We start from the raw sequence: 12,906 nt of genomic DNA, 5'->3' as shown, positions 1-12,906 counted from the left end.
TCACCGCGCACCACCGGCGCCGCCCGGCCACAGCCCTTCCTCCGTGAGCCCGAGCAGCTCGATGGCGTTGCCCCGCACGATCCGCTCGACCACGTCGGGCTCCAGGTGCCCCATCTGCGCCTCGCCGACCTCGCGGGACTTGGGCCAGGTGGAGTCGGAGTGCGGGTAGTCGGTCTCGTAGAGGACGTTGCCGACGCCGATGGAGTCCAGGTTGCGCAGCCCGAAGGCGTCGTCGAAGAAACAGCCGTGGACATGCTCGGCGAAGAGCTCGGACGGCGGCCGGTGCACCTTGTCGGCGACGCCGCCCCAGCCGCGGTTCTCCTCCCACACCACGTCGGCGCGCTCCAGGATGTAGGGGATCCAGCCGATCTGCCCCTCGGCGTACATGACCTTGAGGTTCGGGAACTGCTCGAACTTGCCGCTCATCAGCCAGTCGACCATAGAGAAGCAGCAGTTGGCGTACGTGATGGTGGAGCCGACGGCGGGCGGGGCGTCGGCGGAGGTGGAGGGCATGCGGCTGCTGGAGCCGATGTGCATGGCGACGACGGTGCCGGTCTCGTCGCACGCCCGGAGGAAGGGGTCCCAGCCGTCGGTGTGGATCGAGGGCAGTCCGAGGAACGGCGGTATCTCGGAGAAGGCGACGGCACGCACCCCGCGGGCGGCGTTGCGCCGGACCTCGGCCGCCGCCAGCTCGGCGTCCCAGAGGGGGATGAGCGGCAGGGGTATGAGTCGGCCCTGCGCGTCCGGGCCGCACCACTCCTCCACCATCCAGTCGTTGTAGGCGCGCACGCAGAGCAGGCCCAGTTCGTGGTCCTTGGCCTCGGTGAAGGTCTGGCCGCAAAAGCGCGGGAAGGTCGGGAAGCACAGGGCGGACTGGACGTGGTTGACGTCCATGTCGGCAAGGCGGGAGGTGACGTCATAAGAACCCGGGCGCATCTGCTCGTACGTGATGACCTCGAGCCTGATCTCGTCCCTGTCGTACCCCACGGCGGTGTCGAGCCGGGTCAGGGGCCGCCGCAGCTCCTCGTAGACCCACCAGTCCCCGACCGGCCCGTCGTCGCCGGGCTCCCCCATCACCGGCTTGAAGCGGCCTCCGAGGAACGTCATTTCCTTCACGGGGGCCCGGACGATACGCGGTCCCACCTCCCGGTACTTCCGCGGAAGCCGGTCCTGCCAGACGCTCGCGGGCTCCACGGTGTGGTCGTCCACGGAGATGATCAGCGGAAAGGTGCTGTCGTGGGTGTCCATGCCGCTCACGGTAGCGCCGATCTGACGAGGCGTCAGCTATCTGTACCGGGGCCGGTTCCGGCCGTGACGGCGGGAATCACACGGTCCGGCCGGATGAGCGCGGAGAGAGTGTGCAGACCTGGTGGACTCCCGTGTGCCGCCCTGTGATCGGTGTCTCCCACGGCTGACGTATCCGTCGCCAACAAGGCAAACTGGCCTGGTTGCTCAGGATGTCTAGGGGGACTGCATGGACGGTGTACCGGACGGTGTGCCGCGCGTACCGGAGCAGCGGCGTCCCGACTCCGCGCCGATGGCGTCGGAGCCGGCGACGACGACCGAGGCGGAGCGGCCGGCGGAGTCCGCCGCTCTGCGCTTCAGCGTGCTCGGGCCCGTGCGCGCCTGGCGTGGTGACGAGCCGGTCACCACCGGGTCCCCCCAGCAACGCGCCCTGCTCGCCGCCCTGCTGCTGCGCGAGGGCCGCACCGCCACGGCGGCGGAGCTCATCGACGCCCTGTGGGGCGAGGAACCGCCCTCGCAGGCGCTGGCGGCGGTACGGACGTACGCCTCCCGCCTGCGCAAGGTGCTGGACCCGGGCGGCGAGGCCCGCCGGTCCGGCGGCACCGCGCCCACCCCCGTCCTGGTCAGCGAGTCCGGCGGCTACGCGGTCCGCGACCTCGCCGAGGACGCCCTGGACCTCACCGTCGCCCAGGACCTGGCGACCGGGGCGGAGAAGGCCCGCTCCGCGGGCGACCTCGGCCAGGCCCGCGAGACCCTGCGCCGCGCCCTCGCCCTGTGGGACGGGGAGACCCTGGCCGGAGTGCCGGGCCCGTACGCGCAGGCCCAGCGCGTCCGGCTGGAGGAGTGGCGGCTCCAGCTCGTCGAATCGCGCCTCGACATGGACCTGGAGCAGGGCTGCCACGCCGAGGCCGTCTCGGAGCTCACGGCCCTCACCGCGGCCCATCCCCTCCGGGAGCGGCTCCGCGAACTCCTGATGCTGGCGCTCTACCGCAGCGGCCGCCAGGCCGAGGCACTGGCCGTCTACGCCGACACCCGCCGCCTGCTCGCCGACGAACTGGGCGTGGACCCGCGCCCCGGCCTGAGCGAGCTGCAGCAGCGGATCCTCCGGGCGGACCCCGGGCTGGCGGAACCCTCCTCCCCGGCGTCCGAACCGGCCTCCGCCCCGGTCCGCCCGGCACAACTGCCCGCGACCGTGCCGGACTTCACCGGCCGCTCCGGTTTCGTACGGGAGCTCGGCGACATCCTGGCCTCCGCCGAGGGCCGGGTCATGGCGGTGTCGGCGCTGGCCGGCATCGGCGGCGTCGGCAAGACGACCCTGGCGGTGCACGTGGCGCACCAGGCGCGTGCGGCCTTCCCCGACGGGCAGCTGTACGTCGACCTCCAGGGCGCGGGCGCCCGGGCGGCGGAGCCGGAGACGGTCCTGGGCTCCTTCCTGCGCGCCCTCGGCACGGCCGACTCGGCCATCCCCGACTCCCTGGAGGAGCGCGCGGCCCTCTACCGCTCGGTCCTCGCCGGGCGCCGGGTACTGGTCCTGCTGGACAACGCCCGGGACGCCGCCCAGGTGCGGCCCCTGCTGCCCGGCACGGACGGCTGCGCCGCGCTGGTGACCTCCCGGGTGCGGATGCTGGACCTGGCCGGCGCCCACCTGATCGACCTCGACGTGATGTCCCCGGACGAGGCGCTGGCGCTGTTCACGAAGATCGTGGGCGAGGAGCGGGTGGCGTCCGAGCGGAAGGCCGCGCTCGACGTGGTCGCGGCCTGCGGCTTCCTGCCGCTGGCGATCCGCATCGCGGCGTCCCGCCTGGCCGCCCGCCGCACCTGGACGGTGTCGGTCCTCGCCGCGAAGCTCGCCGACGAGCGCCGCCGCCTGGACGAGCTCCAGGCCGGCGACCTGGCCGTCAAGGCCACCTTCGAACTCGGCTACGGCCAGCTGGAACCCGCCCAGGCCCGCGCGTTCCGCCTGCTGGGCCTGGCGGACGGCCCCGACATCTCCCTGGCCGCAGCGGCGGCGGTCCTCGACCTGCCGGTCGAGGACACGGAGGACCTGCTGGAGTCCCTCGTGGACACCTCTCTCCTCGAATCGGCGGCCCCCGGCCGCTACCGCTTCCACGACCTGGTGCGGCTCTACGCGCGTGCCTGTGCGGAACGGGACGAACTCCCCCCGAGCGAACGCAGTTCGGCGCTGTCCCGGCTGCTGGACTTCTACCTGGCGTCCGCGGCCGGGGTGTACGCGATCGAACGGCCGGGGGACCGGCTGGTGGACCACCTGGAGCCCACGTCGTACCCGGGGCTGCGGTTCGGCAACCGGCACGCCGCGCAGGACTGGCTGTACGCGGAGGCCATCTGCCTCCTCGCCTGTGTACGGCAGGCTGCGGGACGGCCGGAGACCCTCCCCCGGGCGATCGACATGCTGTGGGCGGCGCACGACCTCTCCGAGTCGGGGGCCAACTCCAAGGAGTACGAGGCGACCGCACAGGCGCTCGTCGGCGCGGCCCGCTCGCACGGGCTCGGGCGGGCGGAGGCCCGGGCGCTCATGACGCTCGTCAACGTCCACCACGTGAGCGGCCGTTTCGAACGGGCCGAGGAGGAGGCGGAGCGGGCCATTCTCCTCGCGCAGGAGTCCGACGACCTGCTCCCGGTCTGCTGGGCGCGCAACGCGCGCGGCATCATCGCGCTCTACCAGAACCGCCACGCGGACGGCGAGGAGCACCTCTCCCGGGCCATCGAGCACTTCCGTGCCCTGGGCGACCGCCCCGGCGTGGCGGCCGCGCTCTGCAACCTCTCCCGGATCCATCTCGCGACCGGGCGCACCCAGAGCGCGGTCGCCCTGGCCCAGGAGGGCATCGACATCTACGACGCCATGGGCAACGCCCTGCGCGGGGCGAACGCCCGTTACGCCCTCGGGCTCGCCCTCACCCAGAGCGGGGAGCTGAGCAGCGCCGCCGACCGGCTCCAGGAGGCGCTGGAGGTGTTCCGCGACAGCAGGCAGCGCCTGTGGGAGGGCATGAGTCTGTTCCGGCTGGCCGAGGTGGATCTCGCCGCCCGGCGTGCGGCGCGGGCCGCCGCCAACGCCGAGATGGCCCTCACGGTCCTGCGCGGGATCGGCGGGGAGTGGCGGCGGGGCAACGTCCTCACGGTCCTCGGACGCGCGCTGAGCGGCATCGGCCAGAGCGGCCGCGCCCAGGTCTGCTGGCAGGAAGCGGCCGCGATCTACGAGGAGTTGGGCTCGCCCGAGGCCGCCGAGGTGCGTGCGCTGCTGTCCCCGGTGCAAGCGGCCTGAGGGGGCGGGACGGGGCGTTCATCGTTCGTTTATCCCCCCACGCCATGATGGACGCAGTCGATCCGTCGCGTCGGGGGGCAGACGGGTCACCGCACGGGCCTCGCTCCGGTCGTTCGGGGCGAGCGGCCCGGGTGGGCCCGCCCGGCCACCCTCGGGGGAGTGACCGGGCGGGTCCGCCGACCTCACTGCTTGATCCATGCCAAGGGGAGTTGACGATCATGGGCAACGAGCTCAAGCCACAGGACCTGCACGCCACGGACGAGCCGCTCGGCACCGAGGACCTGCACGCCACGGACAAGGACGCCGTCAAGAAGCAGGACCTGCACGCCACGGGCGAGCCGCTGGAGACGAAGGACCTGCACGCCACGTCGGAGCCTTTCAAGCCGACGAAGTAAGCCACCGTTGCACGGGGTTCGGCCGCGGCGGCGCGGAGGGGGAGCCGTCGCGGCCGAGGTGTGTCCGCGGGCAGGTGTCGTCATGTCACAGCGGAACGACCCGCACGCCCGGCCCGCACAGCTTTCCCATGTCGTCCTCGTCGGACGTGAAGAGCACCACGCCTGCGGGCTGCCGGTTCGCGATCACGGCCAGGGCCGCGTCGATCGCGTACTCGTGGCCGTGCAGACCGGTTTCCTGGAGCAGGGTGACAGCGGCGTCGGCGACCTCGCGTGTCACGGGTTCCACCACGACACGCGACATCGCCCACGCCCAGGCAGCACGCCTCACCCGGCCGTGGTAGGCCTCGATCAGCGTCATCGAGCCGGTCACGACGCGGATACCGGAGCGGTGGGCGTCCTTGAGCCGCGCGAGCATCACCCGGTCACCGAGAACGGCCCGGGACAGCGCCTCGCAGTCCAGCACATAACAGGACGGCACCACTAGCTCGCCCTCCGGTCCCGCTCGCCGGTCCCCGTCCCCTGCTCGGCGAAGTGCCGCTCGAACTCCCTGCGCTCGGCCTCGGCCGACGCGAGCTCGGCCTCGGTGACGGGTCGGTGCTCGTGCTCCAGCCAGGTCACCAGCTCTCCCAGCCGGTCCTGCTCCCGCTGGCGCTCTATGGCCCGGGTCACGTAGGCGCTGAAGCCGCCGGACCCGACCTCCTGCCGGATCTCCTCGGCAAGCTCCTCCGGCAGCGTCACGGTGTACTTCTTCGTTGCCATACCGCTTACCATACCGGCCCTCAGTGCCGTCGGCCCGGCGTGGTGCGCCGCCGGACGCGGCGCGCGATAGTGGGTTCGCGCAGATCACCCGTCGGTCCACTCATGAAGGCGGCCCCCATGCCCGGCGAGCAGCCCCATCTCTACGAGACCCTCGACGAGCGGTTCCGGACGGGGCGGTGTCAGGCGGGGGACTCGCGGCTGGAGACGCTTTACGAGGGGTGCCGGTGGGCCGAGGGGCCCGTGTACGTGCCCGCCGGGCGGTATCTCGTGTGGAGTGACATCCCCAACGACCGGCTGCTGCGGTGGGACGAGACGACCGGGGCCGTCGGGGTGTTCCGCTCCCCCGCCGGGTACCCGAACGGCAGCACCCTGGACACCCAGGGGCGGCTCGTCACCTGTGAGCAGGGCGATCGGCGGGTGACCAGGACCGAGCACGACGGCTCCGTCACGGTGATCGCCGAGCGGTTCCGGGGCAAGCGGCTCAACAGCCCGAACGACGCCGTGGTGAGGTCGGACGGGTCGGTGTGGTTCTCCGACCCCGAGTTCGGGATCGCCACCGACTACGAGGGGCATCGCGCCGAGAGCGAGATCGGCGCCCGGAACGTCTACCGGGTCGACCCCGCGAGCGGCGAGGTGCGGCTGGTCGCCGACGGGTTCCAGGGGCCCAACGGGCTGGTCTTCTCGCCGGACGAGCGGCGGCTGTTCGTGTCCGACAGCATCGCCAACCACATCCGCGTCTTCGACGTCCACGAGGACGGGACCTCGCTCTCCGGGGGCGAGGTGTTCACGACGTGCGCCCAGGGCACCTTCGACAACATCCGGTTCGACGACGAGGGGCGGCTCTGGGCCGCCGCCATGGACGGGGGCGTGCACTGCTACGACCCCGACGGCACGCTCCTGGGCCGCATCCTGGTGCCCGGGACCGTCGCCAACGTGCGGTTCGGCGGTCCCCGGCGCAACCGGCTGTTCATCGCCGCCGACACCACCCTGTACTCCCTGATGATGTCGGTCACCGGCACCCCGGCCCTGCCAGTGGGCCGGTGACCCGGTCCCGCAGGGCGCCCTTCACGACCTTCCCGCTCGCGTTGCGCGGCAGCTCGGCGACGAACTCCACCGTCCTCGGGACCTTGTAGTTCGCCATCTCCCTGCGCGACCAGGCGATCAGGTCGTCGGCGGTCAGCAGGGCGCCGGGGCGCCGTACGACGTAGGCCCGGCCGACCTCACCGAGCCGGGCGTCCGGTACACCGATCACCGCCACGTCGGCCACGTCCGGGTGCAGGCCCAGGAGCTGCTCTATCTCGGCGGGGTAGGCGTTGAAGCCGCCGACGATGAACATGTCCTTGAGGCGGTCGGTGATGCGCAGGTTGCCCGCCGCGTCCAGGACGCCGATGTCACCGGTGCGCAGCCAGCCGTCGGGGGTCAGCACCTCGGCGGTGGCCTGCTCGTCCTCGTAGTAGCCGGACATGACGTTGAAGCCGCGCACCAGGACCTCGCCGGGCAGGCCGGGTTCCATCGGCCGGCCCTCGGGGTCCACGACCCGGATCTTCGTGCCGGGGACGGCGCGGCCCGACGTGGAGGCGATGACCGTCGGGTCGTCGCCGCGCCGGCACATCGTGACGATGCCGCTAGCCTCGGAGAGGCCGTAGGCCGTGAGGACCGTGCCGATGCCGAGTTCGGTGCGCAGGCGCTCGACCAGGCGCAGCGGCACGACCGCCGCTCCCGTCACGACCAGGCGGAGGGCCGAGAGGTCGTGGGCGTCGCGTGCGGGGTGGTCCAGGAGGGACTGGAGGAGGGTCGGGGGGCCTGGGAGTACGGAGACCCGTTCGGCGGCGATGTTGGCCAGGACCGTGTCCACGCCGAACACCGGCTGGGGGATCATCGTGGCGCCCCGCATGAGGCAGGCGATCACCCCGGCCTTGTAGCCGAAGGTGTGGAAGAAGGGGTTGACGATCAGGTAGCGGTCGCCCCGGGTGAGGCCCGCGAGGTCGCCCCAGATGTCGTAGGCGCGCAGGGTCTGGTCGTGGGTGATGACGGCACCTTTGGGGCGGCCGGTCGTGCCCGAGGTGAAGATGATGTCCGAGGGCCAGGAGCCCTGGACGGACGCGGACCTGTGCCGCACCTCCGCCGTTCCCACCCCTTCTCCGCCGGCCAGGAAGTCCTTCCAGGTCAGGAAGCCGGCCGGGGCGTCCTCCGAGAGGACGACCGCGTGCTTCAGGGCGGGCAGGCCGGGAAGGGGGCCGGTGCCCGGGCCGTCGCCGGCGGCCCGGCGCAGGGACGCCACGTACGACGTGCCGAGGAACGTGCCCGTGATGAACAGCAGTCGGGCGCCGCTGCGGCGCAGGACGTCCGCGGCTTCGGCGCCCTTGAACCGGGTGTTCAGCGGCACGAGCACGGCGCCGGCCGACACCGCGCCCAGGGCCGCGACGATCCAGTCGAGGGAGTTGGGAGCCCAGATGGCGACCCGGTCGCCCGGTTCGACGCCGGTGACCAGGCAGGCCGCCGCCGCGCGCTCCACGCGTGCGCCGAGTTCCGCGTAGGTGACGCGGGCGCGGCCCTCGACGACCGCCTCGACGTCCGCGTAGCGCTCGGCCGCCGTCGTGACCAGGTCCGGAACGCTTTCCCATGCCGTATCCGCTCGCACCGCACGCCTCCCCACGCCCTAGGAGCTGACTACCCGTCAGATTATCGGTAATCTGACGGTCTGTCAGCGACCGTTCGGCCCCGGAGGTGCGCGCAGCATGGCAGCAGGATCGGGAGGCCTCAAGGACGCCACCGCTCTCGTCGGCATAGGCCAGACGCCCTTCGCCAAGCGGCTCCCGGAGGACGAACGCACCCTGGCCTGCCGGGCCGTCCTGGCCGCTCTCGACGACGCCGGGATCGCGCCCGGCGAGGTCGACGCCCTCGCCTCCTACACCATGGAGGAAACCGACGAGGTGGAGCTGGCGAAGGCCTGCGGCTTCGGTGACCTCACCTTCTTCAGCAAGGTCGGCTTCGGCGGCGGGGGTTCGTGCGCCACCGTCGCCCATCTCGCCGCCGCCATCACGGCCGGGCAGGCGAGCGTCGGGGTCGCCTGGCGGTCCCGGAAGAGGGGCAGCGGGCCGCGGCCCTGGACCAATACCACCGTCCAGCTCCCGACCCCGGCCCAGTGGACCCGCCCGTACGGGCTGCTGAGGCCCGCCGACGAGATCGCGATGCTCACCCGCCGCTACCTGCACGAGTACGGCGCCACCCGCGACCACCTGTTCAACGTTGCCCTCGCCTGCCGCAACCGGGCCAACCAGAACCCCGCCGCGATCATGTACGACCGCCCCCTGACCCGCGAGATGTACATGACCTCCCGCTGGATCAGCGAGCCGCTGTGCCTGTTCGACAACTGCCTGGAGACGGACGGGGCGCTGGCCTGTGTGGTCGTCTCCGCCGAGCGCGCCCGGGACTGCCGCCGGAAACCCGTCTACGTCCATTCCGTCGCCCAGTCGCTCCCCGCCCAGCACCACGGCATGGTCAACTACTGGAACGACGACCCCCTGACCGGCCCCGCCTGGAGCGCCGCCCGGCATCTGTGGAAGCACTCCGACCTGGCCCCCGAGGACGTCGACGTCGCCCAGATCTACGACGCCTTCACGCCCCTGGTCCTGCTCTCCCTGGAGGGCTACGGCTTCTGTGGGCGCGGTGAGGGCGGGGCGTTCACCGAGGGCGGGGCGCTGGAGACCGGCGGGCTGCTGCCGGTGAACACCGGCGGGGGCGGGCTGTCCGAGGCCTACGTGCACGGCTTCAACCTGATCAACGAGGGGGTCAGGCAGCTGCGCGGGACCAGTACCGCGCAGGTGCCGGGCGCCTCCGCCTGTCTGGTCACGGCCGGGGAAGGTGTCCCGACCTCCGCCCTGCTGCTGAGGAGTTGAGGAGCCGCTCATGCTGCGTCCCGTCCCCGACACCGACGGCGCCCCCTTCTGGGAGTACGCCGCCCAGGGTGAACTGCGCGTCCAGGCCTGCGCCGCGTGCGGAGAGCTCCGCTTCCCGCCCCGGCCCTGCTGCCCGCACTGCCAGTCCTTCGAGAGCCAGTGGCGTCCGGTGTCCGGCCGGGGCCGGGTCTGGTCGTACGTCGTCGCCCATCCGCCGCTGCTGCCCGACTACGCGGCGCACGCGCCGTACCACGTGGTCGTCGTCGAGCTGGACGAGGCACCTCGCATCCGGCTGGTGGGGAACCTGGTCGCGGGGGCCGGGGAGCCGCTCGGCTCCGTCCCGCCGGAGAGCGTGCGCATCGGCGCCCGGGTGCGGGCCGTCTTCCACGACGGCCTCGTCCAGTGGGTTCCGGAGCGGCCATGAGGAGCGTGCTCGTGCGGGCCGACCCGGACAGCGGGGTCGCCGTGGTGACGCTGAACCGGCCCGAGCGGCTCAACGCCGTCGACCTCGCCATGGCCGACGAACTGACCTCCACCTGGCACGACTTGCGCTTCGACGACGCCGTGCGCGCGATCGTCCTCACCGGGGCCGGTGAACGCGCCTTCTGCACCGGCATCGACCGGGACGCCGTCGTGCCGCAGCCGAACTCGCCGTACGCGCAGGACGATCCGCTGCTCGTCATCGGCCCCAAGGCGAACGACCTGTGGAAGCCGGTCGTCGCCGCGGTGCGCGGCATGGCCTGCGGAGGCGCCTTCTACCTGCTGGGCGAGGCCGAGTTCCTCGTCGCGGACACCACCGCCACCTTCTTCGACCCGCACACCACCTACGGAATGGTCAGCGCCTACGAGTCCGTGCTGATGGCACAGCGCATGCCGTACGGGGAGGTCGCCCGGATGGCGTTGATGGGAACGGCGGAACGGATCTCGGCCCGGCGGGCGTACGAGGTCGGGCTGGTGTCGGAACTCGTGGCGGAGGGCGAGGCCTTGAGGGCGGCGACCTCGTGCGCCGCCGTTCTCGCCGGGTATCCGACCGAGGCCGTGCAGGGGACCGTGCGGGCGCTGTGGGCCGCGAGCGAGGCGGGGCGCTCGCAGGGGGTCGCGCAGGCGCCGCACCTCATCGCACTCGGGAACGCGACGGGCGAGCGGCAGGCCCGGTTGTTCGGGAAGCGGTCACGTGAGTACCGGTTGCGGGAGTAGCAGTCGCTTCCTCGTACATGCGTAAGCTCGGTCAGTCGTCGACGAGGGCCTGGCGGTCGACCTGGCAGTGGTCGACCGAGTCCACCAGGCCCGAGCCGCCCACCCGGACGTCGACGGTGGCCCTGCCGTTCGCGGGGACCGTGACGTCCCCGTACCGGCTGACGACGGTGAGGCCCTGGGCGTCCTCGAAGGTGACCGAGACGGAGAAGCCCGCCTTGCGGCCGTTGGGGTTGCTCACCTCGACCGTCGCGTAGGGCCGGGCGGAGGTCGCGCAGCTCACCAGCCGCGCCGTGCCGTCCTTCAGGGCCTTGCCGCCGCCGGAACCGGAGGAGGACGTCGGAGTGGAGCCGTAGTCCGGCCTGCGGGTGTAGGAACCGCCGCCGCTGCTGCTACTGCTACTGCTTCCGTAGTCATCGTCGTCGGAGCCGTAGGACCCGCCGCTCGAACTGCTGGAGCCGTACGCGCCGCCGCTGGACGAGGACGACCGCGAACTGTCGTGGTCCTGGCTGGAACTGCTGCACCCGCCGCCTCCGCCGCCGTGACCGTGGCTGCCGCCGCGGCCCCGGCCGGAGGAGAAACCGGTCAGTGCCAGTACCACCAGGACCAGCACCGCCGTGAACCTGAGCCTGCGCCCCCGTATCCGCATGGGGGACAGCCTAGTGATCGCCTGTCACGGTCATGTCACCGCGTGGCGACCGGCACGTACCCGGCGTAGCGTCGGGGGTGGAAGCGATGAAGTCGCTTCCCTACAAGCGACGGCCGCCGTCCGCAACCCCTTCCGCACATCGGTACGACGGCCGTCCCGGGCCGGTCAGGCGGTGCGCGCCGTGCCCGTGCCCTTCTCCGCGTCCAGCGCGTACACACAGCGGTCCTTGCTGCACGCGTACACCACCCCGTCCCGGACGACCGGGGAGCCGGTGATCTCGCCGCCGGTGGCGAGTTTCCACCGCAGCCGGCCGTCGTCGGCCTTCAGGGTGTAGAGCAGGTGGTCGGTGGAGCCGAAGTGGATCCGGCCCTCGGCCACCGAGGGGGCGCCGACGATGTCGCCGCCCGCCTGGAAGCGCCACTTGGGCGTGCCGGTGACCGCGTCGAGGGTGTAGAGGCCCTTGCCGCTGCCCACGTGGACATGGCCGGCGGCGACCAGGACGGGGTCGACGGAGGAGCGGGACTCGGTGGCGATGCGCCAGCGGTCGCGGCCGTCGGTGGCGTCCAGGGCGTAGACCGTGCCGAGGTAGTCGGCGAGGTAGATGCCGCCGCCGGTGACGGCCGGGCCGGGGACGAAGGTGGGCGGGGAGAGGAACACGGCCGGGGCCTCGAAGTGCCACTTCACGTGCCCGGCGGCCACGTCCAGGGCGAGGACGCGGGTGCCGGCGCAGACGTAGACGTAGCCGTCGGTGGCCTGGGTGAGCCGGATCGGGACGCCGCCGCAGGAGGCCGCGTCGCCGATCGGGTACGACCAGCGCTCCTCGCCGGTGCGGGCGTCCAGGGCGCGCAGCCGGGCGTCCTGCCACACGTAGACCGTGCCGTCGTGCAGGGCGGGCCCGGCCTCGGGGGACTCGAAGTCGGACTGGCAGCCGGTGACCTCCCAGAGCTTCTGGCCGCCGGAGGCCTCCCAGCCCTGGACGCCGCCGCCGCGGGTGCCGGTGACGACGGTGCCGCGGCCGGCCTGGAGCGAGTACACCCAGGCGTCCGTCTGCAGCCGCCACAGGTCGGCGCCCTCACGGGCGTCCAGGGCGAACAGCGTGGGTCCGTCGGAGGCGTGGATACGGCCGTCCGCGACCGCCATGGACCAGGCGACGTCCCGGGTCTTGAAGCGGCGGCGGCCGGTGGCGACGTCCAGGGCGTGCACCTCGAACGAGGTGACGTAGACCAGGTCGTCGGCGACCGAGGGCGTGCCCCAGACGTCGTTGGACATGCGGAAGCGCCAGGGCCGCCAGCCCCCGGCCTGCTCCGGCGGCGCGGCCGGGGCGGGAGGGGTGGTGACGGCGGGGCCCACGGCGGGGTCCGTGCCGTCCTTCAGGGCCTTGCCGCCGCCGGAACCGGAGGAGGACGTCGGAGTGGAGCCGTAGTCCGGCCTGCGGGTGTAGGAACCGCCGCCGCTGCTGCTACTGCTACTGCTTCCGTAGTCATC

At 72.6% G+C, this 12,906-nt stretch carries 12 protein-coding genes; 6 read left to right on the top strand and 6 right to left on the bottom strand.

Annotation, left to right across the window (positions count from 1 at the left end):
* Window positions 1-1,248, bottom strand: coding sequence for an amidohydrolase family protein (locus K4G64_RS11825; protein WP_221755983.1), 1,248 nt, complete (start codon window positions 1,246-1,248; stop codon window positions 1-3).
* Window positions 1,249-1,474: 226 nt separating this feature from the next.
* On the opposite strand from K4G64_RS11825, the gene K4G64_RS11820 reads away from it, so the two are divergent.
* On the top strand, window positions 1,475-4,525 hold the full coding sequence (locus K4G64_RS11820) for a BTAD domain-containing putative transcriptional regulator (protein ID WP_308122337.1): 3,051 nt from the start codon (window positions 1,475-1,477) through the stop codon (window positions 4,523-4,525).
* A 218-nt stretch (window positions 4,526-4,743) separates the two neighbouring features.
* Entirely contained in the window at window positions 4,744-4,920 is a 177-nt protein-coding gene (locus K4G64_RS11815; protein ID WP_221755982.1) for a hypothetical protein, read from the top strand.
* Window positions 4,921-5,005: 85 nt separating this feature from the next.
* Here the strand turns inward: K4G64_RS11815 and K4G64_RS11810 are convergent, their stop codons facing one another.
* Entirely contained in the window at window positions 5,006-5,335 is a 330-nt protein-coding gene (locus tag K4G64_RS11810; RefSeq protein ID WP_374206401.1) for a hypothetical protein, read from the bottom strand.
* 65 nt (window positions 5,336-5,400) lie between these two features.
* Window positions 5,401-5,679, bottom strand: a complete 279-nt coding sequence (locus K4G64_RS11805; protein WP_221755980.1) for a hypothetical protein — start codon at window positions 5,677-5,679, stop codon at window positions 5,401-5,403.
* A gap of 117 nt (window positions 5,680-5,796) precedes the next feature.
* On the opposite strand from K4G64_RS11805, the gene K4G64_RS11800 reads away from it, so the two are divergent.
* Window positions 5,797-6,723 (top strand): SMP-30/gluconolactonase/LRE family protein, encoded by a 927-nt coding sequence (locus K4G64_RS11800; protein WP_221755979.1) that lies wholly within the window; start codon window positions 5,797-5,799, stop codon window positions 6,721-6,723.
* Here the strand turns inward: K4G64_RS11800 and K4G64_RS11795 are convergent.
* Entirely contained in the window at window positions 6,689-8,320 is a 1,632-nt protein-coding gene (locus K4G64_RS11795; RefSeq protein ID WP_221755978.1) for a FadD3 family acyl-CoA ligase, read from the bottom strand. The two genes, K4G64_RS11800 and K4G64_RS11795, sit on opposite strands and share 35 nt — an antisense overlap.
* Window positions 8,321-8,417: 97 nt before the next feature.
* Between K4G64_RS11795 and K4G64_RS11790 the strand changes: the two genes are divergently transcribed.
* Genes K4G64_RS11790 through K4G64_RS11780 form a run of 3 tightly spaced genes read left to right on the top strand, consistent with a single transcriptional unit; the run spans window position 8,418 to window position 10,775 of the window.
* Window positions 8,418-9,578 carry a lipid-transfer protein gene (locus K4G64_RS11790; RefSeq protein ID WP_221755977.1) on the top strand — a complete coding sequence of 387 codons (1,161 nt, stop codon included), beginning with the start codon at window positions 8,418-8,420 and terminating at the stop codon, window positions 9,576-9,578.
* A 10-nt stretch (window positions 9,579-9,588) separates the two neighbouring features.
* The gene (locus tag K4G64_RS11785) at window positions 9,589-10,002 is read left to right on the top strand and encodes a Zn-ribbon domain-containing OB-fold protein (protein WP_221755976.1); all 414 of its coding nucleotides are present in this window, start codon (window positions 9,589-9,591) and stop codon (window positions 10,000-10,002) included.
* Window positions 9,999-10,775 (top strand): enoyl-CoA hydratase/isomerase family protein, encoded by a 777-nt coding sequence (locus tag K4G64_RS11780; RefSeq protein WP_221755975.1) that lies wholly within the window; start codon window positions 9,999-10,001, stop codon window positions 10,773-10,775. The genes K4G64_RS11785 and K4G64_RS11780 overlap by 4 nt, the downstream gene beginning before the upstream one ends.
* A gap of 31 nt (window positions 10,776-10,806) precedes the next feature.
* Here the strand turns inward: K4G64_RS11780 and K4G64_RS11775 are convergent, their stop codons facing one another.
* The gene (locus K4G64_RS11775; RefSeq protein WP_221755974.1) at window positions 10,807-11,421 is read right to left on the bottom strand and encodes a hypothetical protein; all 615 of its coding nucleotides are present in this window, start codon (window positions 11,419-11,421) and stop codon (window positions 10,807-10,809) included.
* 165 nt (window positions 11,422-11,586) lie between these two features.
* Window positions 11,587-12,906: PQQ-binding-like beta-propeller repeat protein (locus K4G64_RS11770; RefSeq protein ID WP_260460348.1), on the bottom strand; the 1,320-nt coding region annotated here is incomplete at its 5' end.

Source organism: Streptomyces sp. WAC04114, assembly GCF_019733245.1.
GTDB classification, from domain to species: Bacteria; Actinomycetota; Actinomycetes; order Streptomycetales; family Streptomycetaceae; genus Streptomyces; species Streptomyces massasporeus_A.
The sequence above is the reverse complement of the archived record's forward strand: the minus strand, read 5'-3'. Positions and strand labels throughout refer to the sequence as shown.